The organism is Brevundimonas fontaquae (assembly GCF_017086445.1).
GTDB lineage: Bacteria > Pseudomonadota > Alphaproteobacteria > Caulobacterales > Caulobacteraceae > Brevundimonas > Brevundimonas fontaquae.
Window position 1 is genome coordinate 3,121,419 of the sequence record NZ_CP070968.1, and the last position, 24,609, is coordinate 3,146,027.

A 24,609-nucleotide genomic window follows, 5' to 3' on the forward strand; every position below is an offset into this window, starting at 1 on the left:
AACGATACGAGCGACCTGCGTTCGTCATTCGAGGGCCTGAATGAAATCGACCGCCGTCGATACCGCTGAAAGCAGCTGGACCGCCGCCGTTCGCCAACGCTCGAGCGCGGCGGTGCAACGGCTCGTGGCGTCGGCGGCTGTCGCCTTGATCGTGATTCCGATGATCGGGGTGCGCCTGACCGTCGGCTGGATCGTGCTGTATCTGGCGGTTCAGGCCATGGAGATGGTCGTCTATCGTCCGATCCTGAAAGGCCCCTATGAGCTTTCAGCCGGTCGCAAGCTTGCGACACTTGCCGTCGTCGCCGTCAATTCGGCCGTCTTCTCCTCCCTTTCCTTGCTCCTGTGGTGGATCGGCGGCGCATTCGGCGGCGTCTGTGCAGTCCTGTTGCTGACTTCGGTCATGCTGACGGCGATCGTGAACGCCACCCGGTGCCAGTCCGTGATGATTGCCGGCCTTGTGCCCCAGGTCGGCTTCCTTCTGGCGACCCCGTTCTTCGTCTATGCCCTCGGGGCATCGGGTCCGCTGGTCATGTCCGCCGCCGCGGCCGTGGTGCTGTTCACCTTCTACGTCGCCATCACCGGCCAGCGCATGATCGAGACCAGCGTCACCGTGGTTCGCGCCCATGCCCTGGCCGAGGAATCCCGCCTCCGGGCCGAGCGCAACCTGGCCGACCACACGACCTTCCTGGCCGCCATCGGCCATGACCTGCGCACGCCCATCGGCGCGATCCTGGCCGGCGCCGCCGAACTTCGCGAGCCCGACGCCCAGTCGCGCGCCAGCGCCAATCTGATCACTGACGCCGGCCTGATGATGAAGGCTCTGCTGGACGACCTGCTGGACCACACCCGGATCGGCGCCGGGCGAATGACAGTCGAGGCCAAGGATTTCGACCTGCGGCAAATGTTGGCACAGACGCTGATGCTGTGGCGCGGCGTCGCCGACGCCAAGGGGCTGAAGCTGCGTGTCGAAGGCGCGTCGGCCATGCCGCGCCACGTCAAGGGCGATGTCATGCGCATCCGTCAGGTGCTGAACAACCTGATGTCCAACGCCATGAAGTTCACCGAGGAAGGCCAGATCACCCTACGTGTCCAGGCCTGGCCCGAAGAGCCGTCAGGCTACGCCCTGCTGTTCGAGATCGCCGACACCGGTTCGGGCATGACCGCGGATCAGTTGGCGCGCCTGTTCACGCCGTTCGACCAGACCGCCGACGGCGTCACCGCCCGCTACGGCGGCTCTGGCCTGGGCCTGGCGATCAGCCGCAATCTGATCGACCTGATGGGGGGCCGACTGACGGTCCGCAGCACGCCGGGACAGGGCTCGCGCTTCACCGTCTCCCTGATCCTGCCGCGCGGCGACGAGGCGGTACAGATCGTCGATGCGGTGGATGAAAGCCGTTTGGACATCGCCCGCTCGCTGGCGCCCTCCGTCGCGCCCACGCCCCAGCCCTCGCCCGTCGCCGCAGCGCCTGAGGCCGAACCGGTCGTCGCGACGCCTGCGGTCGCCGAGGATGCTGAAGACCAGCCGCTGCGCCTGCTGGTCGTGGACGATCACGACATCAACCGCCGCGCGGTGCAGCTGATCCTTCAGCCGCTGGGCTGCGAGATCACCACCGCCGCCGACGGCAAGATCGCGCTGGAACGCTGTCAGGAGGCGGTGTTCGACGTCATCTTCATGGATGTGCGCATGCCGGAGCTGGACGGGCGCGAGACGACGCGTCGCCTGCGCGCCGGCGGCGGACCCAACGCCGCCACCCCGGTCGTCGCCGTCACCGCCGACACCGCGCCCGAGGACGTCGCGGCCTGTCAGGCGGCCGGCATGGCCTATTTCGTCTCCAAGCCCCTAACGCCGCCCGCCCTGATCGGCGCCCTGCAGCACGTCTTGGACGACACCGCCGCTCAGGCTGCGACCGAGGCCGCCTGACCCAGGACCATCGCGATCAGACGCGCGGCGAAATCGGCCTTTCGCATCTCGCATTCCCAGACGACGACCACGCGCCAGCCTGACGCCTCCAGCGCCTTCACGGCGGCGGCGTCGCGCGCACGGTTTCGGCTGATCTTGGCGATCCAGTAATCGGCGTTGGTCTTGGGCTGACGCGCGCCGCGCGGGCAATCATGGCCGTGCCAGAAGCAGCCGTGGACGAACAGGGCGACCTTGCGGCCCTTCATCACCACATCCGGGCGGCCCGGCAGACCGATGCCGCCCAGCCGATAGCCGATCCCGGCCGCACGCAGGATCCTGCGCACGGCCAGTTCCGGCGACGTATCCCGCCCCTTCACGCAACGCATCACGGCGCTGCGCTTCTCGGGGCTGAACACATCCGTGTTCATGATCAATCCACGCTCAAGTAGCGAAGCGGTAGCGTGGATTGATCCAACTTAAAGCTGCGCCAGCAGATGCTCGGCCGACGACACCTTGAACTCGCCGCCCTGCTCGATGTTCAGCTGCTCGACCACGCCGTCCTTGACCAGCATGGAATAGCGCTGCGAGCGCTCGCCAAGGCCGAAGCCCGTACCGTCCAGCACCAGACCCAGGGCGCGCGTCAGTTCGCCGTTGCCGTCGGCCAGCATGACGATGCTGTCATCGGTGATGCCCTGGCTCTCGCCCCAGGCCTTCATGACGAAGGCGTCGTTGACCGAGATACAGGCGACCGTATCGACGCCCTTGCCCTGGATGTCGGCCAGGTGATCCTTGAAGCCCGGCAGGTGACGGGCCGAGCAGGTGGGGGTGAAGGCGCCGGGCACCGCGAACAGGGCTACGGTCTTGCCGGCGAAGATGTCGTCGGTGCTGACGGGCTTGGGGCCCTCGGCGGTCGCTTGGGCGAGGGTCGCGTTGGGGATGCGATCGCCGATCTGAATGGTCATGTCTGTCTCGCTGAGGTTTGAGGCCGGCGCGTTTGAACGGCCGTGTGCGACACATAGACACCACGGGCGACACCGCAAGCGCCGGATCGGCTTGCTTGCGCCGCTTTCCGGACGGATGATGCCAGGATCATGAGCCAAGCCTCCACCCTGACCGGCCGACTGCTGGTCGCCATGCCCGGGATCGACGACGCCCGGTTCGAGCACGCCGTCATCCTGATCTGCGCCCACGGGCCGGATCACGCCATGGGCCTGCGGCTGGATCGACCGGCGCCAGGCGTGGATCTGAAGACGGTTCTGGACAAGCTGGACGCGCCGGCGCCCGATCAATCCATCGGTCGCGCGGTCCTGATGGGCGGACCGGTCGAGCGCGAGCGCGGCTTTGTGCTGCACACCGACGACTGGACGGTCGGCGACGACACCCTGGCCTTCGGCGACGGCCTGGCGATGACCGGGACGCGCGAGGCGCTGGCCGCCATGACCGACGAGATCGCGGGCCCGCGCAGATCGGCCCTGTTGCTGGGCTATGCCGGCTGGGGCGAAGGGCAGTTGGAGGAAGAGCTGGCCGACAACGTCTGGCTGACCGCCGATGCCGATCTGGACCTGATTTTCGACGGCGAACACACGTCGAAATGGACACGCGCCCTCGCCCAGCTGGGCGTGGACGCGGCCATGCTGTCGAGCCAGGGCGGCCGGGCCTGAGGCCCAGACCGCCCCTCTTGAGGCTTAGAAGCGGTAGTTCATGCCGATGCGGACCATGTGAGTTCCGAAGCGGCCGTTGCTGCGGATCATGTCGGTGCCAGTGGTGTTCGGGGCCGAGATGAAGGGGTTGGCGACCGGGGTCGTGCCGGTGTTGCCGACGCGGATCACTGGGCTGTCGACGTCCAGCGAGGTGTAGAGGTATTCACCGCTGACCGTCAGACCGCGACCCAGGGCGTATTCCACACCGCCGCCGGCCTGCCAGCCGTCGCCGTCATCGCCTTCGCTGGTTTCGGTGAAGCTGTTGGCCTGGTTCGAGGTGCGGAACTTGTTCTCGAACTTGCCATAGGCGTAACCGCCGGTGCCGTAGATCAGCGCCGGGCCATAGGCGTAGCCCAGCTTCAGGCGGGCGGCCGCCGTGCTCTGCAGCTCGCGCGTGAAGGTGTAGAAGGCCGGGGTGGTCGAGAAGCCGGTCACCGAATCCTGAACATTGTTGACGCTGTATTCGGCCAGGGCGCCGACCACGAAGTTGCCGAACTGGATGTCGTAACCGGCGCGAACGCCCGCTTCGACGCCGTCATTGTCGTCACGGCAGCCAGTGCCGGGGGCGGTGCTGGTCGCCATGCCCCCGCAGAAGCCAGGGCTGAAGGCGTTGCCGGTCGCCGTCGAGACCTGATCGCCGTAACGGCCGTCCAGATTGCGGTCGAAGCCGAGGTTCTCGTTCTCGTCATCGTTCGACTGGTTGTAGCCGCCGAAGATGCCGATGTAGGGGCCGGACCAGTCGGGGGCGACGGACTGCGCCAGGGCGGGGGAGGAAACCATGGCCAGGGCCAGAGCGCTGGAAGCGAGGGTCTTGATCATTTGGGGAGGCTTTCGTGCCGAAAGTGCGGGCGCGACGTCCCCGCTCGCCGTCACAAAAGCCAAGGGCGGCCACAGGTTCCTTGGCCGACCCATCGCTAAATGTCGCACATCCAATAGCTTAGGTTGTGCGTAGGGGGCGCTAACGCGTCGCCATGGACACCAGAAACGCGATCAACAAAATCAGGCTGACCCCCTGCCAGAACCGCACCGGATCGCGCTCGATCAAGGACAGTTGGCGCGGCCGCGGGGCGGCGACGGCGCTGCCGGTCTCCAGCACATGGATCAGTTCCTCGACATCCTCGAACCGCTCGTTCGGATCGACGGCGACGGCGCGCATGATGGCCGCCTCCAGCCAGGCGGGCATATCCGGCCGGTGTCGCGTCGGCGGTGCGGGCGCCCGGTCGAAACGCGGCGCATCGGCCGGATCCACCTCGCCCCACGGATAGGTTCGGGTGAACAGGCGATACAGCGTCACCCCCAGGGCGAACTGATCCGTGGCGGCGTTGCCGCTCTCGCCGGCATACATTTCCGGCGCCTTGTAGCCGGCGGTGCCCGGCGCCTCGGCCTCGGCGAACTCCTCGGCCAGCCGCAGACGTGCGACGCCCAGATCGACCAGTTTCAGCCCGCCCTGTGGCTCCAGGATCACATTGTCCGGCTTGATGTCGCGGTGCGTCACCCCCGCCCGGTGCAGGGCCGAAACCGCGCGCGACAGGCGCAGCGCGACGCCGATCCCGTCGGCGATCTCGAACGGCCCTTCCTCCGCCAACCGCGCATGCAGGGTCTGTCCGGCATGGAAGGGCTGGGCGATATAGAGGCGGCTCTGACGGCCCGCATCCAGGCTCAGCACCTTGCCGACGAAGGGGCTGTCGATGCGCCGCCCGATAAAGGCCTCGCGCAGGAAGGCGGTGCGCGCCCCGCGCTCGGACACCACGGCGGGCTTGGGGAACTTCAGCACCACCGCGCCTGCGTCGCCCAAGGTGTCCTTCGCCAGGAACAGGGTCGTATAGCGCCCGTCCGCCACGATCCGCTGAAGCGCGAACCCATCGACATTATCGCCCACGGCGGGCGGCGGCAGGATGGCCAAGCCTTCCGCCTCGGCCGTGATCGCCTCCCAGTCGGGCGCACCGGTGCGGACCACGTCGATGACGATGGCGGTGGCGTTGTCGCGGGCGCCCGCCGCCTCCACCTCGGCCAAGATCGCCTTGGCGTCCGCATCGGGCGAACTGCGCCGTCCCAACAGGCCCGCGATCATCGTATCGGCCAGCACCCCATGCACCCCGTCGGTGGTCAACAGCAGACGATCGTGCGGTTCCAGCCGCACTTGCCGGACATCCAGCTTCACATCCGCCTCGATGCCCACCGCGCGATACAGCACATGGCTGAGCCCCTGCTGGGCGCGCGTGTGGTCTTCGGTCAGCCGCGTCAGCGCCCCATCGCGGAAATGCCAGGCCCGGCTGTCGCCCACATGAAGCGCCGTCGCCTCGCGCCCGCGCAGGATAAGGGCCGTGAAGGTGGTCGCCGCCCCCTCCATGGCCGGATCGATCCGCCCGCGCGAATGGAGCCAGCGGTTGAACCCTCGCAGCGCCTTGATGCCGTTGGCCGCGATGCCGTTCAGCGGGTTCTGATCCAGATAGCCGTCGATGAAGCTGCGCGTCGTCAGCTCCGCCGCCATCCGCCCGGCCTTGGACCCCGACACCCCGTCGGCGATCACCGCCACCACCCCATGTTCACGCTGCTCGGTCGCCGTGCCGATATGGACGCCGCCAAAATCCTGATTATCCGCCTTGGGCCCCTGCAAGGTCGCAAAGCCGGCGGCGATCTCCAGTCTGGCGTCGGTCATGGGCCGAACTGTGGTCGAAAGACGGCCCGCTGAACAGAGGTCTCAGAGCGCGAGAAGAGCGCGCACCGCGACATAGGCGGCGACCACCAGTATCAGGCCCGCAAACAGGATGCGCCCAAGCCGGGCGTTCGACCCCAGCCGTCGCGCCAGCGGCAGACCCGCCGCCGTCCCGGCGACCCCGCCGACCGCCATGGCGGCGACCAGGCCCGGATCGACCCAGCCCGACAGCGCATAGTTGCCCGCCGTCGTCGCGCCGAACGCGGCCACACTGAGCAAAGACGTCGCCTGGGCGGTCGCCAGACTCATGCCCGTCGACGCCATCAGGCCGGGCACGATCAGAAAGCCGCCGCCGATGCCGAAGAAGCCGGCGGCCGAGCCGACGCCCGCGCCCGCCATGCCGACGCGCGGCGACATCGACCAATTCAGCCGGGGTTCGTCCCGCGCGACCGCCGCCTTGGGACGCAGCATCGACACGCCCACCGCCGCCATGGCGACGGCGAAGATCAGCAGAAGCTGATGGCCGTCGATCATCTTGGCCAGGGACGATCCGAACCAGGCCCCGGCGGCGCCGGTGATGGCGAAAAGGGTCGCGCAGGGCCAGCGCACCCGCCCTGCCCTGGCGTGACCGGCCAGAGCCGTCAGGGCGTTCAGCGCCACGCCCGCCGCCGAAACGCCGATGGCGACGTGGGGATCGGCGACGCCGACGACATACAGCAGCAGCGGCACGGCCAGAACCGATCCGCCGCCGCCGAACAGGGTCAGCAGCAGGGCGACGACGCCGCCGCTGAAGGCGGTCACGACCAGCGGGGTCAGTTCGGTCGTCACTGGATCACGCCGCTCTCGTCACGGGCCGGGTCGCGGCTCTGTTCCAGGGCATCACGGCCAGCAGCCGCGCCATGCCGCAAAATCCCGTCGCGCCCGCGAAGAACAGGCCCGCGCCGACGAAGGCCGAGAGACCCCAGAAGGCCGGATGCACCAACGTCCCCAGCGCCGCCCCGATCAGGATCAGGCCGCCCGCGACCATCTGCACCTGACGCATCAGTTCGATCGGCTTTGAGCGGTCGGCGTGGGTGACCAGGCCCTGCGCCTTCCATGCGTCCAGCCCGCCTTCAAGGACAAAGGCTTGGCCCGCCGTCTTGGCCGCCAGACGGTCGCAGTTGACGCCCGTCCGATTGCCGGTTCGGCAGGTGAAGATGACGTCGCGGCCGTCGGCGCCCGCCGGCGTGTAGGCGTCGAAGGCCGACAGCGGCGCATGGACGGCGCCGACGACATGCTCTCTGGCGAACTCGTCGGGCTCGCGAATGTCGACCAGCACGGCCGTGTTCTGCGTCAGCCGGCGCGAAACCTCGGCGGGGGACAGGGGGGTCAGGACGTTCATGGGGATCATACCTTTTCGGAGGAAGCAGGGGGACAGTAGATTTCGGCCAGCACGGCGATCACCTTCAGGACGGCCGGATCGGCGATGCGGTAGAAGATGGTCGTGCCCTCCCGACGCGTGCTCACCAGCGCCTCATCGCGTAGCTTGGCCAGGTGCTGGGACAGAGCCGATTGCGACAGGCCGACCCGAGGCAGCAGTTGGCTCACGGACATCTCACCCTCGCCCAACTGACACAGGATCATCAGCCGCTTCTCGTTAGACAGGGCGCGCAGCAACGCCGCCGCCTCGCCCGCGCTGGCCTGGAAACGCTCAAGTCCGATGGTCTGAAGGTCGATCATGGAAAGCAATATATGCGTGGTTGCTAAATAAGCAATAGCTAATATATTGGGTGGCGAAGGAGCATTCACGCATGACCCAATCCCCCGATGTTCGCGGCTTTTTCGACCCCGCGACCCACACCGTCACCTATCTGGTCAGCGACCCGGCGACCGGCCAGGCGGCGATCATCGACCCCGTTCTGGACTTCGACGCGCCTTCGGCCCGCACCTCGACGCGATCAATCGACGCCGTCATGGCGGCGCTGCAGACGCAGGGCCTGACCTTGGCCTTGGTGCTTGAAACCCACGCCCACGCCGACCATCTGACGGCGGCGGCGCACCTGCGTGCGATGACGGGCGTGTCGATCGGCATCGGCGGGCGGATCACCCAGGTTCAGTCGGCCTTCGGTCCCCTGTTCGGCGCCGACGACGTGCGCCCGGACGGGGCCGTCTTCGATCATCTGTACGCCGACGGCGACGTCTTCGCGCTGGGTGACCTGACGGTCGAGGTGATCCACACGCCCGGCCACACCCCCGCCTGCGTCAGCTATCGGATCGGCGATGCGGTCTTCACCGGCGACACCCTGTTCATGCCCGACTACGGCACGGCGCGAACGGACTTTCCCGGCGGCGACGCCCGTACCCTGTATCGCTCGATCCAGCGCCTGCTGACCCTGCCCGACGACACCCGCATCTTCGTCGGCCACGACTATCTGCCCCAGGGCCGTACCGACTACCGGTTCGAGACGACCGTGGCCGAACAGCGCGCGCAGAACATTCACATCGGCGGCGGCGCATCGGAAGACGCCTTCGTCGCCATGCGAGAGGCCCGCGACGCCACGCTGGGCGCGCCGCAGCTGATCCTGCCCTCACTTCAGGTCAATATCCGCGCCGGCGACCTGCCGCCCCCGGACGCCAACGGCCAGCGCTACCTGCGCCTGCCGCTAAACGCGATCTGAGCCCTAAGCCGACCGCTGCTTCAGCGGCGCGGTGCCATCGGCCAGGCTTTCGGCCAGATAGACCTCGGCCTCCTGCGCCGGCAGGGCGGGCGCATAGCCGAAGCCCTGGCCGTAGTGGCATTGGGCGTCCAGCAGCAGGCGGGCCAGTTCGGCGTTCTCCACGCCCTCGGCGACGACTTCCAGCGACAGGTCGCGGCCCAGGTTGACCACCGACTTGACGATCTTGGCCGAGCCTTCGTCCTTGTTCATCGTCAGCACGAAATAGCGGTCGATCTTCAGCGTATCGAACGGCAGGCGCGCCAGATAGGACAGCGACGAGAAGCCGGTGCCGAAGTCGTCCAGCGCCAGCGAGGCCCCGACGTCCTTCAGCGACTGCAACACCTCGGCGGCGCGCGCGGTGTCGCGCATGATGTCGCCCTCGGTGACTTCCAGCTTCAGCGCGCCCTTGGGCAGGCCCGTTTCCTTGATGATGCGCGCCACGTCCTCGCACAGGTGCGGACGTTCGATCTCGCCGACCGACAGATTGACGCTGCAGAACAGCTTGCCGGCCAGCGGATGGCGTTCGATCCATTCGGCCAACTGACGCGCCGACTGGGTCATCATCAGCAGGCCCAGGTCGTTCATCATGCCCAGGTCTGCGGTCAGGCCCAGGAACTCGTCCGGCGGCACCAGACCCCGGCGCGGGTGACGCCAGCGCGCCAGCGCCTCGAAACCGGCGACGGCCCCCGTGTTCAGGTTCACGATCGGCTGGAAGAAGGGCACGATCTCGCCGCGCACGAAGGCGTTCCTCAGATCCGCCTCCAGCGCCAGACGGCTCAAGCTGTCGCTTTCCAGCGCCCGGCCATAGGCGGCCGATCCGCCGCGCCCGGCGCCCTTGGCCGATTCCACCGCCAGCTCGACCCGGCGCAACAGTTCGGCGGCGTCGGGCGCATCCGGCCCGCCCTCCACCATCACCGCCCCGATGGAGACGGTCGGATAGATGTCGAAGCCCGCGACCCGCAGCGGCTGTTCGAGCGCGTCGCGCACGCGGTAGCTGGTGTGCGAGGCGGTCTTGGGGACGATGATAGCGAACTCGTCCTCGCCGATCCGCGCGGCCGAGGCGTCCTTGTTGAAGGCGGCGGCAAGGCGCGAACCCAGGGCCGACAGCACAAGGTCGGTCCGCTCATGACCCAGCGCCTCGTTCAGGCGCCGCAGCCGGTCCACGTCGCCGACCACGATCTCATATTCGCCGGGCTGGGTCAGGACCTCGCTGACGCGGGCCAGAAAGGCGCGACGATCCAGAAGGCCCGTCAGCGTATCGCGGTCCGATCCGGCGAACTTGGTCTCCAACGCCACGACGCCGGCGGCGCGCAGGCCGTCCTCCAGCCAGACGCCGCGCCACAGACAGGTCTCGGACCCGCGCATGCGCAGCCGCACGGCGATCTCGGCCCCCTCGTCCTGGGGTTTGAGCATCCGCTCGGCCAGGCTGCGATCCTGCGGCATGGCCAGGGCCACGAATCCGGCGGCCGTGCATTCCGGCGCCAGCGGTCCCAGGCCCAGCGATCGTGTCGCGCCGGTGAAGCGCAGTTCGTCGGTCGCCGGGGTCCAGACCCACAGGGCCGTCTCGGCGGCGGCCAGCGCCTCGATGGCGGTCGTGGCGTCCCAGGCCAGCGATCGGGATCGTGGTGTCACGCGTCTCGCCCTTCCAGACGGCCCCCGGCCGTCAACGCTCGTCCTCGACCAGGCCGAACAACAAATGGTCTGCCCACTCGCCGTTAATTTTCAAATAAGCGCGAGCCCGACCTTCGTTGCGAAAGCCGGATTTCTCCAGCACCCGTCGCGAGCCGTGGTTGGTGGGCAGACAGGCCGCCTCCAGCCGGTGCAGCTTCAGCTTGTCGAACGCGTAGCCCACCACGGCCCGAACGCCCGCCGTCGCCACGCCCTGACCGGAAAACGGCTGACCGATCCAATAGCCCAGCGTCCCCGTCTCGGCGACGCCGCGCCGCACGTTCGACAGGGTCACCGCCCCCGCCAGGGTCTTGCCGTCCTCGACGAAGACGAAGAAGGGCCAGGCGTTGCCCAGCTCCATCTCGCGCGCATAGATCGACAGCCGGCGCCGGAAGGCCGCCTTGGTGAGGTCGTCCTCGGGCCACGCCGGCTCCCACGGTTGCAGATAGTCGCGCGAGCCGTCGCGCAGCGTGGACCAGGCGGCGTAATCGGCGGCGCGCGGCGGGCGCAGCAGCACGCCGTCCCCCCGGATCACGGGCCCGGCCACATCGCTCATCCAGTCCAGAAGCGCCATCGATGAGGACTATAGCATCAAGATTCGGCTCTGAACCTTACGGTTCGGCCAAAAGTGTCGCGGTCAGCTTCAGCGCCAGATCGCGGCCCAGCCCCTCGGGCGCGCCCAGCATCGGCGTCAGGATGTCCCCGATCAGCCCGTCGGCGAAGGCCATATAGGCGGCCGTCACCACCAGGGCCTTGGCCCGCTCGGCCGCTTTGGGATCATCGGGCGCCATGGCCGCCAGCCGTTCGGCCAGATCGCGCACCACCTCGGCGAAGCTCTCCGCCCGGCCCTGCTCGCGCGCCAGCGCCAGCCAGGCCGCCATCTGCGAGGCGCCGCCCGGCCCGAAAGCATCGAACACGACGCTCATCAGCCGCCCCGGCTCGACGCCGTCGCGCCCCTCTCCCAGGCCCGCCTCGATCCGCTGCGCCAGATCGCGCACCATCCCATCCATCAGCGCGCCCTGAAGTCCGGCCGCCGAGCCGAAATGGTGGATCAGATTGGCGTGACCCACGCCCATCCGCTCGCCCACCGCCTTCAGCGTCACCGCCGCCGGCCCGCCCGACAGCAACAGGTCGCGCGCCGCCTCCAGCGCCTCTTCCCGCGCCAACGCCCCGCGTCGCCGCCTCACCGGACCATTAGTTGACATTGATGTCAGTTAACTCCATAATCCTCTCGAAATCGAGGAGCAGAACCATGGCGAAATCCGCCACCCCCGCCGACCTCCAGATCAAGCCGCGCGACCTGCATATCGACCGCGAGGCTCCGACGCCACGGTGGTGGCTGAACGGCGACTCGTTCGGCACCGCCGTGATGAACGCCCTCAGCCTGACCTTCCCCGACGGCGAGCGGTTCTTCATCCAGTCGGTCAAGCGGTTCGCGAAGGACGCGCCCCCGGCTCTGGCCGCCGACATCCGCGCCTTCACGGTCCAGGAGGGCGCCCACACTCGCGAACACATGGCCTTCAACGCCATCACCGAACGCGCCGGCTACGACACCGCCGAGATCGAGGCCTATGTCACGGCGCGGCTCGACATCGCCCGCGCGCGTCCGGCCCTGGCCCAGCTGGCGGCGACCATGGCGCTGGAGCATTTCACCGCCGCCTTCGCCCATCGACTGCTGGCCGATCCGGAGCTGCTGAAGGGCTCGCCCCACGACCTCGCCCGCCTGTGGCGCTGGCACTCCATCGAGGAGATCGAGCACAAGGGCGTGGCCTATGACGTCTTCCTGCACGCGACCCGGTACCTCAGTCCGCTGAAGCGCTGGCGCATCCGGCGCTGGGCCATGTTCCTGACGACGCTGCTGTTCACCCGCACGGTGCGCGAGACGACCTTCATGCTGCTGAAACAGGACGGCATCGTCGGCTGGCGCGCACGTCTGGGCCTGTTCCGCTGGCTGTGGCTGAAGCCGGGCCTGTATCGCCGAATGATCGGCGACTACCTGGCCTTCTACAAACCCGACTTCCACCCGTGGCAGATCGACGACCGCGACCTGATCGCGGACGCGGAGGCCGGCCTGGCCCAACCGGCCTGATCGGGCCGCATCACCGCAGGCCGTCATTCCGGGGCTGAGCGTCGCGAAGAACCCGGAATCCAGGGACAAATTCGCCTTGCCTGAGGCATCTCCCCCGGTACGCGGGCCCTGGGTTCCGGGTTCGTCCTGCGGACGCCCCGGAATGACGGCGGTCTGCGTGTTGCGACGGAAAGCTGCATCCTCGTGCGTTTAGGCTTCGGGGGACGGACGAGGAGAAGGCCATGGCTTCATCAGCGACCGACGCCGCCGTCGCCCTGACGCGCCTGGGTCTGGGCGCCCGGCCGGGCGAGATCGACCGCGTCGCCGCCGATCCGCGCGGCTGGGCCATGGGCCAGATTCGGCCCCAGGGCGCGCCCCAGCCGTCCGGCCAGTTCGCCGACACCGCCGAACGCGTCGCCCAATATATCGACTATCAAAGCCACGCCGGCCTGGTCCGCCGCGACCGACGCGCCGCCGCTCCGGCGACGGCCGAGGCCGCACCCTCCCCTGCCCCCGCTCCCGGCATGCCGGACGCCGCCGATCCGCAAGCCGTCGCCCGGCGCGAAGCCCGTCAGGCCGCCCGCCGCGACATCACCCAGGACACCGCGCAGGAGTTCCTGGCCCGCGCCCAACTCGGCGCGACCACCGACGACGGCTTCGCCGAGCGCTGGGCCCTGTTCTGGTCGAACGCCCTGACCGTCTCAGCCGCCAAGTTCGCCAGCGGCGCCTTTGTGGGCCAGTACGAGCGCGAGGCCATCCGCCCCCACGCCTTCGGCCGGTTCGAGGATCTGGTCCTGGCCGCCGAACAGCATCCCGCCATGCTGCTCTATCTGGACCAAACCCGCTCGGTCGGTCCCGACAGCATGGCCGGCGCGCGCCGCAACGCCGGTCTGAATGAAAACCTGGCCCGCGAGATGATGGAGTTGCACACGGTCGGCGCTGACGGGGGCTATACGCAAGCCGACGTGACCGAACTGGCCCGCGCCCTGACCGGCTGGTCGATCCCCGCCGCCCGCGATCAGCGTCAGCCCAACCGTCCGCGCCGCGCGCGCAGGATGGCCGCCCCGGCCGAGCCCGGTCCCGACGGCTTCGCTTTCCGCGCCAATGTTCACGAACCCGGGCCCCGCACCGTGATGGGCAAGACCTACCCGGCGGCGGGCCTGGCCCAGGGTCAGGCCATCCTGCGCGACCTCGCCCGGCATCCGGCGACGGCCAAACGCCTGTCGCGCCGTCTCGCCGCCCATTTCGTCGCCGACGATCCGCCGCCCGCCCTGGTCGCCCGACTGGAAGCGGCCTGGACCGGCTCAGGCGGCGATCTGGCCCAGGTCGCCCGCGCCCTTGTCGACGCGCCAGAGACCTGGACGCCCCAGCCCGCCAAGATCAAGACGCCCTACGACTTCATCGTCTCGACCCATCGCGCGCTGGGAACCCAGCCTCAGCGGATCCAGCCGTTACGCCAGGCCCTGCTCGACATGGGCCAGCCGCCGTTCGCGCCCCCGTCGCCCGAGGGTTGGCCCGACACGGCCGCCGACTGGGCCGGTCCCGACGCCCTGGTCAAACGGCTGAACTGGTCGCGCACCGCCGCCGATCTGGCCCAGGCGGCCGACCCGAACGCGGTCGCCGCCTCCGCCCTCGGCCCGCGCCTCGGCGAACGCACCCGCATGGCCGTCGCCCGCGCCGAAAGCCGTCCCGAAGCCCTCACCCTTTTCTTCATGTCGCCGGAGTTCCAACGCCGATGACCACACTCAATATCAACCGCCGCCATCTGCTGGCCGCCGGCTCCGCCGGGATCGGCCTGGCCTTCGCCGGCCGGGTCGCCGCCCAGACCGCCGGCCCGGCCAACAAGCTGGTCGTCGTCATCACGCGCGGCGCCATGGACGGGCTGTCGGTTACGGTCCCCTACGCCGATCCGAACTACGTCCCCTTGCGCGGCGGACTGGCCATCGCCGCGCCCGGCGAGGCGAACGGCGCCCTGGCCCTGAACGAAGGCTTCGGCCTGCATCCGGCGCTGACGGGCCTGCACGACCTTCATGGTCAGGGTCAGATGCGGTTCGCCCCCGCCGTCGCCCTGCCCGTGCGCATCCGGTCACACTTCGACGCCCAGGACGTGCTGGAGAACGGCGGCAAAGGTCTGCGCCAGCAATCCAACGGCTGGCTGAACCGCGCCATCGTCGCGGCCGGCGGAACATCGCTGAAAGGCCTGTCCATCGGCGCCCAGACGCCCCTGATCCTGCGCGGCGACGCCCCCGTGTCCAGCTGGGCGCCCGGTGGTCTGGTGCGCGACGGCGACCGCATCGCCTCCCTGCTTCAGGATCTCTATGTCGAGGATCCGATGCTAGGCCAGAACCTGGCGCGGGGTCTGGCGACCGAGCAACTGGTCAGTATGGACGGCGGCGACCAACGCCTGCGTCGCAACGACGTCCAGGGTCTGGGCCAAGCCGTCGCCAAGCTGATGACCGGACCGGAGGGCGCCGACATCGTCGCCGTCTCGCTGGACGGCTGGGACACCCACGCGGGTCAGAGGGCGCAACTCCAGACGCGGCTGACGGGACTGGATCAGCTCGTCACTGGCCTGAAGGACGGCCTGGGCGACGCCTGGTCTCGCACGGCGGTCATCGTCGCCACGGAATTCGGCCGCACCGCCCGCGCCAACGGCACCCAGGGCACTGACCACGGCACCGGCTCGTCGCTTCTGCTGGCGGGCGGGGCGGTGAAGCGCGGCGGCCCCATCGGCGACTGGCCGACCCTGGCCGACAATCGTCTGTTCGAGAACCGCGACCTGGCGCCGACGCTGGATATCCGTTCGGTGTTCAAGGGCGTGCTGCGCGATCACATGGGCCTCGACCGTGCCGCCCTGGACGCCCGCGTCTTCCCCGGCAGCGCCGCCGAAGCGCCGGCCATGGATGGAATCGTCTAGCCGTCACGCTTGCTTTTCGCGGCGCAACATCGCATCAGGACGCCATCACCTTGGACCCGGCCCTGTTCGCAGGCGACGGGTGGCTATCCCCGCCGCCGATCCGCTGGGAAACCGAGCCGCCAGAAACCGAAGCATCGGTAAGGCTCATCCAGATGAAATCCTGAAATGTCCATTATCGCCTCCGCGCGCCAGCAATGGCTCGCCAATCCTCGCCGCGATCTTCTGGCGGGGACAGTCGTGGCCCTGGCCCTGATCCCCGAAGCCATCGCCTTTTCCATCATCGCCGGCGTCGATCCCGCCGTCGGCCTCTACGCCAGCGTGATCATCGCCGTGACCATCGCCTTCGTGGGCGGCCGGCCCGCCATGATCTCGGCCGCGACCGGCGCCATGGCCCTGCTGATGGTCACGCTCGTGCGCGACCACGGGCTGGAATATCTCTTCGCCGCCTCGATCCTGTGCGGCGTGTTCCAGATTGTCATCGGCCTGCTGAAGCTGGGCCGCTACATCAAGTTCGTCAGCCGCAGCGTCATGACCGGCTTCGTCAACTCGCTGGCTATCCTGATCTTCCTGGCCCAGATGCCTGAGCTGATCGGCCGGGGCTGGATCACCTACGCCCTTGTCGCGGCGGCCCTGGTCGTCATCTACGGCTTTCCACGCCTCACCAAGGCCGTACCCTCGCCCCTGGTCGCCATCGTCGCCATCAGCGCCTTGGTGATCGTGCTGAAGCTGGATGTGCGCACCGTCGGCGACATGGGCCAGATGCCGACCAGCCTGCCGATGTTCCATCTGCCCGCCGTCCCCCTGACGTGGGAAACGCTGGTCATCATCGCCCCGATTTCGGCGACCCTGGCCTTCGTCGGCCTGCTGGAAAGCCTGCTGACCGCGAACCTAATCGACGACATCACCGACACCCCGTCGGACAAGGACCGCGAGACGCGCGGCCAGGGGATCGCCAACATCCTGTCGCCCCTGTTCGGCGGCATGGCGGGTTGCGCCATGATCGGTCAGTCGATGATCAACGTCACCTCGGGCGCGCGCGGGCGTCTGTCGACCCTGTGGGCCGGCCTGTTCCTGCTGTTTTTGATGCTGGCGCTTCAGACCTGGGTCGCCCAGATCCCGATGGCGGCCTTGGTCGCCGTCATGATCATGGTCTCGATCGGCACCTTCGACTGGTCCTCGGTGATGAAGCTGCGCTCCACCCCGCTTCAGTCGTCCATCGTCATGATCGCCACGACCGTGACGGTCGTCGCCACGCACGACCTGTCCAAGGGCGTCATCCTGGGGGTGCTGCTGTCGGCGATCTTCTTCATGCGTAAGGTCGGCAAGACCATCGCCGTGACCGAGGTGCCGACGCCGGAACCGGGCGTCCTGCGCTACCGCGTCTCAGGCCAGCTGTTCTTCGCCTCGGCCGATCTGTTCGCCGCCAGCTTCGAGCATCACGGCCATCCCACGCGCGTCGAGATCGATCTCAGCGACGCCCATCTGTGGGATCTGACCGGCGTCGCCGCCGTGGACAAGGTCGTCTTCCGCTACCGCCGTCAGGGCGCGGACGTGCAGGTCGTGGGCATGAACGACGCCGCCCGCACCCTGGTCATGCGGGTGGGGCGGTTCGAGAAGATGCATCTGCCGGACGGCGCCGGCGCGCATTGAGCCGTCAGGCAGCGTTGGAGGTCGGTTCGAGGTCGGGCTTGGGCATCTTGCAGATACGGTTCAGGTCGGCCCGGATCGAGCTGCCCTGGAAGTGCGAGATTTCGGCGCCCGAATAGCCCTCGCCCGACAGCGCCTTGACGACGTCGCCGGTGTTCAGACAATCGTTGGTCCGAGCGAGCTGGTACGCGCGCTCCACGACGTGGGTGCGGTTCATGTTGGAAGCCTTTCGTGCCTTCCAACAACGTGCGCCAAGCTAAACCGTTCCCATTATTGGATTTTCGTCCCGCCCGGCCCGCGCTTGCATCTGTCATGAATATCTGCGCACATAGAGCTCGTCGATCTCTCTGCGTAACGCCCACTCTCTCTGCGAACGCACGAGTCAAGGCCGCTCCCATTCAGACCCGACAGGCCGCAGGGACGTTCCCTCGGTCAATTTCTAACGGAGGTCTCAAAATGGCTACCGGCACTGTCAAATGGTTCAACCCAACCAAGGGTTACGGCTTCATCCAACCCGACGACGGCGGCAAGGACGTCTTCGTCCACATCTCGGCCGTAGAAGGCGCTGGCCTGCGCGGCCTGGATGAAAACCAGAAGGTTTCCTACGAGCTGGAACGCGACAAGCGTTCGGGCAAGGAATCGGCTGGCCAGCTGCAAACAATCGGCTGATTTCAGCCTCACGGCTGATCTGGCGACGGCGGCTCCTGACGGAGCCGCCGTTTTCAATTGGGGCTCAAGCTATCGGCTGAAGCAGGTCCGCTCGATGAAGCCCTGCGCGGCGGCAGAGGCTTCTGAGGGATTGTGCCCGCCGTCGAACTCGAGAGCCGCGAACGGCGCCTTGGCCACGCGCAGGGCCTCGACCAGCGGCGCATAGTGGTCTGCGAACGGCGCGGCCGGATCCTTGCGGCCGCCGGCGACGAAGATCGGACGGTCCGCCAGATCGGGCGCGCGTTGGGCCAGGCCGGACACGGCGGCGTCGCGCGTGATGGCGTTCATGAAGCCGTCCACGCCTTCGGGGCCGAAACGGGTCGTCTCGGGCTCGGCGGCGAAACTATCCAGATCCGCCTTCCAGGCTGCACGATAGTCCGCATCCGTGCCCCAGCGTGCGCCGATCACGCCCATGTCGGCCGGAACCAGAGCCACGGCGCAGCGCACGCCGTGATCCGCCGCCGCCGTCTGCAACGCCACCCAGCCGCCGTAGCTGACCCCGATCACGCCGATCTTCGAAACATCCGCTCCGCTGGTCGGATCAGTCTTCAGCCAGGCCACTGCCGCCGCCCCATCCTCGCGCGAGTGCTGCAGGCTGATCGTCCCGCCGGACGTCCCCGTGCCGCGATACTGCGGCAGCAGCACGCTATAGCCGGCCTTCTGAAGATCCAGTGCGATGCGTGGGATGTTGGGCCCGGCGGGGAAACCGTTGAACAGGACGACGGCTGGACGCGCGCCCTCCCCGCCCCCTTGCAGCAGCCGCGCCGACATCGTCGCATCGCCCGACGGAATGGACACCTCCCGAGGCGCTTCCTGCGCGACGGCCAGACCCGGCAGCAGCGCGGCGCCCAGCGCGATCATCAAAGCCTTCATGTCATCTCGTCCCGTGTTCGGCCTCATTTCGCGGATGCGAAGCGCAAGCCCTCACGGCTCTACTGACATGTCCCACTCAACGGCACAGCTTACCGTTCGCTCATGACAGGGATTTCATGGATCGATTGAGGCGACGGCCTCACGCCTTCGTCTTGTCGATCCAGGCGGCGAAGGCGTCGGTGAAGCTTTTCAGGAAGGTCTTGGTGTCGTCCTTCTTCAACTTGCCGTTCTCGTCCAGCAGGTCGGCGACATTGCCGATATAGGCCTCGGGCTGCTGCATCGTCGGCATGTTCAGGAACACCAGCGGCTGGCGCAGGTGGTGGTTGGCGCCGAAGGCCGCGACGGCGCCGGGCGAGACGCTGACGATGGCGGCGGGCTTGCCCTGCCAGATGCTGTGGCCATAGGGGCGAGAGCCGACGTCCAGGGCGTTCTTCAGCGCGCCGGGAATGGAGCGATTGTATTCGGGCGTGACGAACAGCACCGCCTCGGTCGTCGCCACCTCCTCGCGGAACCGCTCCCAGGCCGGCGGCGGGTTGTCGGTTTCCAGGTCCGGGTCATAGAGCGGCAGGTCGCCGATCTCGACCGGCTCGATCTCCAGTCCCGGCTCAGCCAGCGCCTTCAACGCCATGCCGATGGCGCGCGAATAGGAGCCTTTGCGCAGGCTGCCGACGATCAGGGCGACGCGGACGGTCATGGAAGTCTCCGGGCTGGACGGGTTCAAGCGCCAGCATAACCGATCCCGGCGGTCGGATGTTCCGTTCAACCCGCTGCTCGTCCGCGCACGCACGAAGCGGACATTGCGACGTGCTGTTACGGGTGGCGATCAGGCATTGTCCCGGCTAATCATGGATCATGAGCGATGCGCGCCAATCCAGCCAAGAGCGGCTCCGCGAGTTAGCGAAAGCGATAGATGGATTGGAGCGGGAAGCAGCGCCGACCCCGCTCCCCAATAAACCAAAAAAACTGCCGGAGCCTGCACTCGGTCCAAAGACGAAGCTGACAGTTAGAATACTGACTTGGTTTTTCCGGGTTTATTGGGTGGTCTGGATAACTGTCACCTTGACGGTAGATCCACCACTGCAGTTGGAAAAGTGGCTCTACGTCCCGTTCTCGGCATTTGTTTGCTGGCTTATTTTCCAGTTCCACAAAGCCATAATCGTCGCCGCCGCTAAAAAGATTTCCAGCTCTCGCCGAAGCTAGCAATGTCCGAATAGGTCGTGAAGAGAAGTTCGCGCCCCGGACGTTCAGATGGCTACCGCTAGAAGTCGTCTGTCACGGTGAACGCCCGCCCGAAGAGCCGAAAGCCTACCCCGCGAACAGGGCCGCCGCGAACGCCTCGCCCGCCGGTCCGGCCGACTTCGGTCCCAGCACGGCGCTGGCCGCTTGACCCGACGCCAGCACCCGGCCGCCGACCGCGCGCACATCCTCGATCGTCTGGGCTTCCAGCTGTTCGGTCATCGACAGGCTGGAGCGCGGGGCGCCGAAGATCAGGGTCTGGGCGGCGTTGCGCCCGGCCCGGCTCATCGGGTTTTCGTCCGACATCCAAAGGCCCGCCTTCATCACCGCCTTGGCCCGCGACAGCTCCTTTTCGGTCGGCCCGGTCTCGGCCAGGGCCCGCACCTCGGCCGCCGAGACCTCGGCCAGCTCTTTCGCCCGATCCGCCGCCGCCCCGGCGTAGATGCCCAGCACGCCCGCATCTTCGTACGGCTCCTGATAGGCGTCGATGGCGTAGGCCAGGCCCCGCTCCTCGCGCGCGCTCTGGAACAGGCGCGAGGCCATGCCGCCGCCCAGAATCTCGCCGAACAGCCGCATGGCTGAAAGCGCCGGATCGGTCGCGGACAGGGCCGGCAGTTGGAACACAAGATTGGCCTGTTCGATCTTGCGCGTCAGCTTCGCGTGTCCGCCGACGAAGGCGGCCGGCGCGGGCGCGTCAGCCGGCGTCGCGACCGAATCGCCGAACCAGCGCTCGGCCAAGGCCAGCAGCTCGGTCTCGTCCACCGCGCCTGAGACCGACACCACCATCCGGCCGGGCGAATACAGCCGCGCGCGCCACGCCTCGACCGACGTCTTGTCGGCCGACTTCAGGCTGGCGACAGAGCCCAGGATCGGACGGCCCAGCGGTTGCTTGGCGAAGGCGCGCGTCTGCACCATCTCGAACACATGGTCGTCGGGCGTGTCGAAGGCCTCGGCGATCTCCTGGGCCACCACGTCCTTCTCGCGCTCAATCTCGGCAGGATCGAGGGTCGGGCGGAACACCAGGTCCGACAGCACCTGCATCGCCAGCGGCAGCGAGCCGTCCAGCCCCCGCACCTCGAAACTGGTGCGCTCGTAGCCGGTGGAGGCGTTGATGGTGCCGCCCTCGGCCTCGATCCGCTCGACGATCTCGCGCGCGGCCATGTCGCCGGCGCCCTTGAACACCAGATGCTCCAGCAGGTGCGACCAGCCGGACCGATCCAGCGGCTCCCACCGCGCCCCGCCCTTGACGGTGACCACGACGGCCAAGGTCTTCAGCCCCGGCATGGGATCGCAGACGACGCGGACGCCGTTCGACAGAGTGTGGAGAGAAGTCAGGAGATGTCTTTCTTGGTTCGACGCCGAAGCAGGGCCACATAGAAGCCCGCCAAGGCGATCGCCAGTCCGAACCACGTCAGGGCGTATCCGAAATGGTTATTGGAAAAGGCGGCCGGCGGCGCGGACGGCCTCAGCGCCGGGAACTCGGGATTGACGGCGGTGACGGCGAACACGGCCTCGGGCCGGACCGGCCCGACAACGTTCAGCGCCTCGGCCATGGCGGCGGTGTCGCGGGCGTAGAAGCGGCCGTCGCGCGGCGCAGGGCTCATGGCGCCGGGCTTGTCGAAGGTGCGGAACTCTCCGACCATCACCAGCGGCAGGGTGGTTTCGAGCACGCGCGGACGCGCCGTCACGCCGTCGCCGACAAAGCCGCGATCGACCAGCAGGGTGAAATCCGCCCCCGCCGGCTTGCACGCCGAGATCAGCCGCACCCCGGCCTCGCCGTCATGGATGCTCTGAAGCTCGACAAAGGGCGCGCTGGCCAGGCCCGGACAGACGATCAGCGCCTTCCTGAACTCCAGATCACCTTCCGCCAGCACCTGCTCCAGCGGCGCGGGCGGTTTCGCCGCCGCCGCATCGGCCGCCGCGATCAGACCTTCCTTCCACTTCAGCCGCTCGACCTGCCACACGCCCAGCCCGATCAGCAGGATCAGGCCCAGCACCGTCAGCACGGTGAGGATCCACGGGAAACGCTTCATCGCTGGTTCCGATATTGCAGGCCGATCATCAGCCCCCGGCCCGGCCGCATCAGGGCCAGCGACAGGGCGACCACCAACGGCAGCCAGACGATCAGATGCAGCCACATGGGGGGATGGTATTTGATTTCCACGAACAGGGCCGAGAAGCCGACAATGAAGCCGGCGATCTGCATGATGAAGCTGGCGGGGCCGTCGCCCGTCTGGATGGTGGAATAGTCCAGACCGCAGGCCGTGCAGCCGGGCGCCACCTTCAGAAAGCCTGCGAACAGCGCGCCCTGGCCACACCGGGGACAACGCCCCCGAAGCGCCCAGCGAACCGGCGTATCGGAAACGACGACGGCGCGGGACGATGGCTCGTCCCGCGCCGCTGCGATGTCTTCAGGGCCGTCTTGGTTCAACCGAAGACGACATAGACGAAGGCGAACAGGAACAGCCAGACCACGTCCACGAAGTGCCAGTACCAAGCCGCCGCCTCGAAGCCGAAATGCTTCTGCGGGGTGAAGTCGCCCTTCAGCAGGCGGATCAGGCAGACCGCCAGGAAGATGGTGCCGATCAGGACGTGGAAGCCGTGGAAGCCCGTCGCCATGAAGAAGATCGAGCCGTACAGGCCCGAATTCACGGCCTCTTCGTTGAAGAACAGCTTCTCGTGCAGGATGTGGTTGTACTCATAGGCCTGGACGCAGGTGAACAGCACGCCCAGGGCCACGGTGATGATCAGGGCGATCTTGGCGCCCTTGCGGTCGCCGACCTGGATCGCATGGTGAGCCCAGGTGACGGTGCAGCCGCTCAGCAGCAGGGTCACGGTGTTCAGCAGCGGCAGCTGCCAAGGCGACAGTACCTCGACGCCCTTGGGCGGCCAGGTCGACCAGGCCTTGGCGGTGTCGGCCCAGGTGCCGACTTCCGGCGTCAGCGCCCGCGATTCATGGAACAGGGCCATGTCGAAGAACATCCAGAAGAAGGCGACGAAGAACATCACCTCCGATGCGATGAACAGGATCATGCCGTAGCGCAGGCCCAGCGACACGACCGGCGTATGGTCGCCCGCCTTGGATTCCTTGATCACGTCCGCCCACCAGCAGAAGGCCGAGATCAGCACGCCGGCCAGACCGGCGACGAAGACGCCCGGCTTGCCTTCGGCCAGGAAGTTGGCGGCGATCGGGCCGCCGTCCGCCGGGGCCAGACCCTTCATCCAGATCACCGCGCCGATGAACATGATGGTCGCAGCGACCGAGGACACCAGCGGCCAGGGGCTGGGCGCCACCAGGTGGTAGTCGTGCTGCGGAGTGGCGTGGGCGTCAGCCATGAATCGCGTCTCTTCGTCGGCCAGAGTCGGTTGTTATAGCGGCTATAGCGTTCGATTTTCCCCGACGCCAGAGCCGTGCCGCTATTCCGCCTTGTTCAAGGCTCTGAACGCCTTGGCCGAAAAGGCCGACAGCGGCTGGGGAAGGTCGTCCAGCGCGAACCAGCCGATCTCCGACAGCTTGTCCGGCTCGGTCAGCGTCGGCTCGCCGGTGAAGTCCCGGGTGACATAGATCAGCGACACCCAATGCTGGCCGTCGGCCGGAATGATCTCTTCGGCCAGGCACAGGAAGTCGACCGCGCCGATCTTGAGCCCGCTCTCCTCCTCGGCCTCGCGCCGCGCGGCGTCGATGGAGCGCTCCATCAGGTCGACCTTGCCGCCAACGATGTTCCAGAATCCGGCCTCGGGCGCCTTCAGCCGTTTGCACAGCAAGACCCGCCCGTCGGCGCGCTGGATCACCAGGCCGCAGCCGACGCCGGGAAAGTCCACGCCCGGCTTCAACGTCACGCCTTCGGCGCGTCCACGGACGGATAGAAGGTGTAGCTCAGGGTGATGTCGCGCGCGCCCTTGGCCTCACGGTCCGTGGCCAGTTCGGGGGCGATGAAATACTGGACCGGGAACTGGCGCGTCTCGCCCGCCGCCAGCGTCTGGTCGGTGAAGCAGAAACACTGCAGCTTCTGGAAATACGGCCCCGTCTGCTCGGGCGAGACATTGTAGCTGGCGCGCACCTGGATCGGCTTGTCCGAGGTGTTGGTCACGTCGAAATAGGCCAGGCCCGTCTCGCCGATCCGCACCCGCTGGGTCGACTGCTCGGCGCGGAAGGTCATCGGCACGCCGCGCACATTGGTGTCGAACCGCACCAGCACCGTCTCGTCCAGCACGGTGTCGGAGGCCTTATCCGCCTTCATCGTCGTGCCGCCGAAGCCCGTGACCTGACAGAACATCCGATAGAGCGGCACCGCCGCGAACGCCGCCCCGGTCATGCCCATCACGCCGAAGACGCAGATGATGGCGATCAGATTCTTGCGGCCCGCCTTCATGGCTGGGAGGTCTCCACCGCCGTTGCCAGCGCGCGCTCGGCCGCCTGGTTCTGTTGCAGGCGCAGCACCGTGGTGGCGAACACCAGCACGATGAAGGCCACCAGCGCCGAGGCGATCCAGACGTTGCGACGCTTGCGCGCGCGAAGTTCCTCAGGCGTCAGACGCAT

The 24,609-nt window shown here is 67.8% G+C and carries 29 protein-coding genes and 1 other annotated feature; of the genes, 9 read left to right on the forward strand and 20 right to left on the reverse strand.

The features are described 5' to 3' along the window. The first annotated feature begins 40 nt into the window (after positions 1 to 40). Complete coding sequence (locus JX001_RS15200) at positions 41 to 1,921, forward strand: ATP-binding protein (RefSeq protein ID WP_205681651.1); 1,881 nt, start codon at positions 41 to 43, stop codon at positions 1,919 to 1,921. Here the strand turns inward: JX001_RS15200 and JX001_RS15205 are convergent. Both JX001_RS15205 and JX001_RS15210 read right to left on the reverse strand, forming a co-directional pair. Continuing rightward, the gene (locus tag JX001_RS15205) at positions 1,897 to 2,328 is read right to left on the reverse strand and encodes a very short patch repair endonuclease (RefSeq protein ID WP_205681652.1); all 432 of its coding nucleotides are present in this window, start codon (positions 2,326 to 2,328) and stop codon (positions 1,897 to 1,899) included. The two genes, JX001_RS15200 and JX001_RS15205, sit on opposite strands and share 25 nt — an antisense overlap. Before the next feature lie 48 nt (positions 2,329 to 2,376). Then, complete coding sequence (locus JX001_RS15210) at positions 2,377 to 2,862, reverse strand: peroxiredoxin (protein ID WP_066626935.1); 486 nt, start codon at positions 2,860 to 2,862, stop codon at positions 2,377 to 2,379. A 129-nt stretch (positions 2,863 to 2,991) separates the two neighbouring features. Between JX001_RS15210 and JX001_RS15215 the strand changes: the two genes are divergently transcribed. Further along, positions 2,992 to 3,561, forward strand: a complete 570-nt coding sequence (locus tag JX001_RS15215) for a YqgE/AlgH family protein (protein WP_137722333.1) — start codon at positions 2,992 to 2,994, stop codon at positions 3,559 to 3,561. A 24-nt stretch (positions 3,562 to 3,585) separates the two neighbouring features. Here the strand turns inward: JX001_RS15215 and JX001_RS15220 are convergent, their stop codons facing one another. The 5 genes from JX001_RS15220 to JX001_RS15240 all read right to left on the reverse strand — a co-directional run bounded on the left by JX001_RS15220 (position 3,586) and on the right by JX001_RS15240 (position 7,975). Next, entirely contained in the window at positions 3,586 to 4,419 is an 834-nt protein-coding gene (locus tag JX001_RS15220; RefSeq protein WP_205681653.1) for an outer membrane protein, read from the reverse strand. A 139-nt stretch (positions 4,420 to 4,558) separates the two neighbouring features. Next, positions 4,559 to 6,259, reverse strand: a complete 1,701-nt coding sequence (locus JX001_RS15225) for a bifunctional protein-serine/threonine kinase/phosphatase (protein WP_205681654.1) — start codon at positions 6,257 to 6,259, stop codon at positions 4,559 to 4,561. Positions 6,260 to 6,301: 42 nt separating this feature from the next. Beyond that, a complete protein-coding gene (locus JX001_RS15230) occupies positions 6,302 to 7,084 on the reverse strand; it encodes a sulfite exporter TauE/SafE family protein (RefSeq protein ID WP_205681655.1) in 783 nt (260 codons plus the stop codon). Positions 7,085 to 7,088: 4 nt separating this feature from the next. Further along, positions 7,089 to 7,637 (reverse strand): rhodanese family protein, encoded by a 549-nt coding sequence (locus JX001_RS15235; protein ID WP_205681656.1) that lies wholly within the window; start codon positions 7,635 to 7,637, stop codon positions 7,089 to 7,091. Between the two features lie 5 nt (positions 7,638 to 7,642). Then, positions 7,643 to 7,975: an ArsR/SmtB family transcription factor gene (locus JX001_RS15240; protein ID WP_205681657.1), complete on the reverse strand. Its 333-nt coding sequence runs from the start codon at positions 7,973 to 7,975 to the stop codon at positions 7,643 to 7,645. A gap of 71 nt (positions 7,976 to 8,046) precedes the next feature. Here JX001_RS15240 and JX001_RS15245 point away from each other — a divergent pair, with 71 nt between their 5' ends. Continuing rightward, positions 8,047 to 8,913 carry an MBL fold metallo-hydrolase gene (locus tag JX001_RS15245; protein ID WP_205681658.1) on the forward strand — a complete coding sequence of 289 codons (867 nt, stop codon included), beginning with the start codon at positions 8,047 to 8,049 and terminating at the stop codon, positions 8,911 to 8,913. Between the two features lie 3 nt (positions 8,914 to 8,916). On the opposite strand, the gene JX001_RS15250 is transcribed toward JX001_RS15245, so the two are convergent. Genes JX001_RS15250 through JX001_RS15260 form a run of 3 tightly spaced genes read right to left on the reverse strand, consistent with a single transcriptional unit; the run spans position 8,917 to position 11,825 of the window. Next, on the reverse strand, positions 8,917 to 10,584 hold the full coding sequence (locus tag JX001_RS15250; protein ID WP_066549741.1) for a putative bifunctional diguanylate cyclase/phosphodiesterase: 1,668 nt from the start codon (positions 10,582 to 10,584) through the stop codon (positions 8,917 to 8,919). Between the two features lie 31 nt (positions 10,585 to 10,615). After that, positions 10,616 to 11,194, reverse strand: coding sequence for a GNAT family N-acetyltransferase (locus tag JX001_RS15255; protein WP_205681659.1), 579 nt, complete (start codon positions 11,192 to 11,194; stop codon positions 10,616 to 10,618). Between the two features lie 37 nt (positions 11,195 to 11,231). Further along, a complete protein-coding gene (locus JX001_RS15260) occupies positions 11,232 to 11,825 on the reverse strand; it encodes a TetR/AcrR family transcriptional regulator (protein WP_205681660.1) in 594 nt (197 codons plus the stop codon). Between the two features lie 47 nt (positions 11,826 to 11,872). On the opposite strand from JX001_RS15260, the gene JX001_RS15265 reads away from it, so the two are divergent. From JX001_RS15265 to JX001_RS15280, 4 genes are all read left to right on the forward strand, one after another. Next, the gene (locus JX001_RS15265; protein WP_205681661.1) at positions 11,873 to 12,709 is read left to right on the forward strand and encodes a metal-dependent hydrolase; all 837 of its coding nucleotides are present in this window, start codon (positions 11,873 to 11,875) and stop codon (positions 12,707 to 12,709) included. A gap of 221 nt (positions 12,710 to 12,930) precedes the next feature. Next, on the forward strand, positions 12,931 to 14,427 hold the full coding sequence (locus JX001_RS15270; protein WP_205681662.1) for a DUF1800 domain-containing protein: 1,497 nt from the start codon (positions 12,931 to 12,933) through the stop codon (positions 14,425 to 14,427). Further along, the gene (locus JX001_RS15275; RefSeq protein ID WP_205681663.1) at positions 14,424 to 15,605 is read left to right on the forward strand and encodes a DUF1501 domain-containing protein; all 1,182 of its coding nucleotides are present in this window, start codon (positions 14,424 to 14,426) and stop codon (positions 15,603 to 15,605) included. Before JX001_RS15270 ends, JX001_RS15275 begins: the two co-directional genes overlap by 4 nt. Before the next feature lie 49 nt (positions 15,606 to 15,654). Continuing rightward, positions 15,655 to 15,718: a sequence feature (sul1 is cis-regulatory element that is thought to sense ions involved in sulfur or methionine metabolism; They are found in Alphaproteobacteria), on the forward strand. A 52-nt stretch (positions 15,719 to 15,770) separates the two neighbouring features. After that, positions 15,771 to 17,255, forward strand: a complete 1,485-nt coding sequence (locus JX001_RS15280; protein WP_205681664.1) for a SulP family inorganic anion transporter — start codon at positions 15,771 to 15,773, stop codon at positions 17,253 to 17,255. Positions 17,256 to 17,259: 4 nt separating this feature from the next. Here JX001_RS15280 and JX001_RS15285 read toward each other — a convergent pair whose 3' ends face one another. Beyond that, the gene (locus tag JX001_RS15285) at positions 17,260 to 17,469 is read right to left on the reverse strand and encodes a hypothetical protein (protein WP_055753991.1); all 210 of its coding nucleotides are present in this window, start codon (positions 17,467 to 17,469) and stop codon (positions 17,260 to 17,262) included. Positions 17,470 to 17,708: 239 nt separating this feature from the next. On the opposite strand from JX001_RS15285, the gene JX001_RS15290 reads away from it, so the two are divergent. Further along, positions 17,709 to 17,921 carry a cold-shock protein gene (locus JX001_RS15290; protein WP_008260410.1) on the forward strand — a complete coding sequence of 71 codons (213 nt, stop codon included), beginning with the start codon at positions 17,709 to 17,711 and terminating at the stop codon, positions 17,919 to 17,921. Positions 17,922 to 17,990: 69 nt separating this feature from the next. Here the strand turns inward: JX001_RS15290 and JX001_RS15295 are convergent, their stop codons facing one another. Beyond that, the gene (locus JX001_RS15295; RefSeq protein WP_205681665.1) at positions 17,991 to 18,833 is read right to left on the reverse strand and encodes an alpha/beta hydrolase family protein; all 843 of its coding nucleotides are present in this window, start codon (positions 18,831 to 18,833) and stop codon (positions 17,991 to 17,993) included. Positions 18,834 to 18,972: 139 nt separating this feature from the next. Then, entirely contained in the window at positions 18,973 to 19,527 is a 555-nt protein-coding gene (locus JX001_RS15300) for an NADPH-dependent FMN reductase (RefSeq protein ID WP_017505729.1), read from the reverse strand. 158 nt (positions 19,528 to 19,685) lie between these two features. On the opposite strand from JX001_RS15300, the gene JX001_RS15305 reads away from it, so the two are divergent. Next, a complete protein-coding gene (locus JX001_RS15305; protein WP_205681666.1) occupies positions 19,686 to 20,033 on the forward strand; it encodes a hypothetical protein in 348 nt (115 codons plus the stop codon). 105 nt (positions 20,034 to 20,138) lie between these two features. On the opposite strand, the gene JX001_RS15310 is transcribed toward JX001_RS15305, so the two are convergent. The 7 genes from JX001_RS15310 to JX001_RS15340 form a co-directional block, all read right to left on the reverse strand. Next, positions 20,139 to 21,353: a M16 family metallopeptidase gene (locus tag JX001_RS15310; protein ID WP_205681667.1), complete on the reverse strand. Its 1,215-nt coding sequence runs from the start codon at positions 21,351 to 21,353 to the stop codon at positions 20,139 to 20,141. A gap of 47 nt (positions 21,354 to 21,400) precedes the next feature. Next, entirely contained in the window at positions 21,401 to 22,102 is a 702-nt protein-coding gene (locus JX001_RS15315; RefSeq protein WP_205681668.1) for an SURF1 family protein, read from the reverse strand. Beyond that, complete coding sequence (locus JX001_RS15320; protein ID WP_205681669.1) at positions 22,099 to 22,500, reverse strand: DUF983 domain-containing protein; 402 nt, start codon at positions 22,498 to 22,500, stop codon at positions 22,099 to 22,101. The genes JX001_RS15315 and JX001_RS15320 overlap by 4 nt, the downstream gene beginning before the upstream one ends. Next, entirely contained in the window at positions 22,497 to 23,405 is a 909-nt protein-coding gene (locus JX001_RS15325; protein ID WP_205681670.1) for a cytochrome c oxidase subunit 3, read from the reverse strand. Before JX001_RS15325 ends, JX001_RS15320 begins: the two co-directional genes overlap by 4 nt. 81 nt (positions 23,406 to 23,486) lie before the next feature. Continuing rightward, complete coding sequence (locus JX001_RS15330) at positions 23,487 to 23,909, reverse strand: NUDIX domain-containing protein (protein WP_241004680.1); 423 nt, start codon at positions 23,907 to 23,909, stop codon at positions 23,487 to 23,489. Then, entirely contained in the window at positions 23,906 to 24,442 is a 537-nt protein-coding gene (locus tag JX001_RS15335) for a cytochrome c oxidase assembly protein (protein WP_045809756.1), read from the reverse strand. The genes JX001_RS15330 and JX001_RS15335 overlap by 4 nt, the downstream gene beginning before the upstream one ends. Continuing rightward, on the reverse strand, positions 24,439 to 24,609 hold the full coding sequence (locus JX001_RS15340) for a cytochrome c oxidase system small membrane protein (protein ID WP_017505721.1): 171 nt from the start codon (positions 24,607 to 24,609) through the stop codon (positions 24,439 to 24,441). Before JX001_RS15340 ends, JX001_RS15335 begins: the two co-directional genes overlap by 4 nt.

Bases quoted from the DNA above. Each gene is read 5' to 3' on its own strand.
- JX001_RS15260 (WP_205681660.1), bottom strand. From the start codon at position 11,825: ATGTCAACTAATGGTCCGGTGAGGCGGCGACGCGGGGCGTTGGCGCGG.
- JX001_RS15340 (WP_017505721.1), bottom strand. From the start codon at position 24,609: ATGCGTCTGACGCCTGAGGAACTTCGCGCGCGCAAGCGTCGCAACGTC.
- JX001_RS15325 (WP_205681670.1), bottom strand. From the start codon at position 23,405: ATGGCTGACGCCCACGCCACTCCGCAGCACGACTACCACCTGGTGGCG.
- JX001_RS15215 (WP_137722333.1), top strand. From the start codon at position 2,992: ATGAGCCAAGCCTCCACCCTGACCGGCCGACTGCTGGTCGCCATGCCC.
- JX001_RS15290 (WP_008260410.1), top strand. From the start codon at position 17,709: ATGGCTACCGGCACTGTCAAATGGTTCAACCCAACCAAGGGTTACGGC.
- JX001_RS15210 (WP_066626935.1), bottom strand. From the start codon at position 2,862: ATGACCATTCAGATCGGCGATCGCATCCCCAACGCGACCCTCGCCCAA.
- JX001_RS15205 (WP_205681652.1), bottom strand. From the start codon at position 2,328: ATGAACACGGATGTGTTCAGCCCCGAGAAGCGCAGCGCCGTGATGCGT.
- JX001_RS15270 (WP_205681662.1), top strand. From the start codon at position 12,931: ATGGCTTCATCAGCGACCGACGCCGCCGTCGCCCTGACGCGCCTGGGT.
- JX001_RS15265 (WP_205681661.1), top strand. From the start codon at position 11,873: ATGGCGAAATCCGCCACCCCCGCCGACCTCCAGATCAAGCCGCGCGAC.
- JX001_RS15245 (WP_205681658.1), top strand. From the start codon at position 8,047: ATGACCCAATCCCCCGATGTTCGCGGCTTTTTCGACCCCGCGACCCAC.
- JX001_RS15315 (WP_205681668.1), bottom strand. From the start codon at position 22,102: ATGAAGCGTTTCCCGTGGATCCTCACCGTGCTGACGGTGCTGGGCCTG.
- JX001_RS15285 (WP_055753991.1), bottom strand. From the start codon at position 17,469: ATGAACCGCACCCACGTCGTGGAGCGCGCGTACCAGCTCGCTCGGACC.
- JX001_RS15280 (WP_205681664.1), top strand. From the start codon at position 15,771: ATGTCCATTATCGCCTCCGCGCGCCAGCAATGGCTCGCCAATCCTCGC.
- JX001_RS15240 (WP_205681657.1), bottom strand. From the start codon at position 7,975: ATGATCGACCTTCAGACCATCGGACTTGAGCGTTTCCAGGCCAGCGCG.
- JX001_RS15275 (WP_205681663.1), top strand. From the start codon at position 14,424: ATGACCACACTCAATATCAACCGCCGCCATCTGCTGGCCGCCGGCTCC.
- JX001_RS15235 (WP_205681656.1), bottom strand. From the start codon at position 7,637: ATGAACGTCCTGACCCCCCTGTCCCCCGCCGAGGTTTCGCGCCGGCTG.
- JX001_RS15335 (WP_045809756.1), bottom strand. From the start codon at position 24,442: ATGAAGGCGGGCCGCAAGAATCTGATCGCCATCATCTGCGTCTTCGGC.
- JX001_RS15220 (WP_205681653.1), bottom strand. From the start codon at position 4,419: ATGATCAAGACCCTCGCTTCCAGCGCTCTGGCCCTGGCCATGGTTTCC.
- JX001_RS15255 (WP_205681659.1), bottom strand. From the start codon at position 11,194: ATGGCGCTTCTGGACTGGATGAGCGATGTGGCCGGGCCCGTGATCCGG.
- JX001_RS15300 (WP_017505729.1), bottom strand. From the start codon at position 19,527: ATGACCGTCCGCGTCGCCCTGATCGTCGGCAGCCTGCGCAAAGGCTCC.
- JX001_RS15225 (WP_205681654.1), bottom strand. From the start codon at position 6,259: ATGACCGACGCCAGACTGGAGATCGCCGCCGGCTTTGCGACCTTGCAG.
- JX001_RS15310 (WP_205681667.1), bottom strand. From the start codon at position 21,353: ATGCCGGGGCTGAAGACCTTGGCCGTCGTGGTCACCGTCAAGGGCGGG.
- JX001_RS15305 (WP_205681666.1), top strand. From the start codon at position 19,686: ATGAGCGATGCGCGCCAATCCAGCCAAGAGCGGCTCCGCGAGTTAGCG.
- JX001_RS15200 (WP_205681651.1), top strand. From the start codon at position 41: ATGAAATCGACCGCCGTCGATACCGCTGAAAGCAGCTGGACCGCCGCC.
- JX001_RS15295 (WP_205681665.1), bottom strand. From the start codon at position 18,833: ATGAAGGCTTTGATGATCGCGCTGGGCGCCGCGCTGCTGCCGGGTCTG.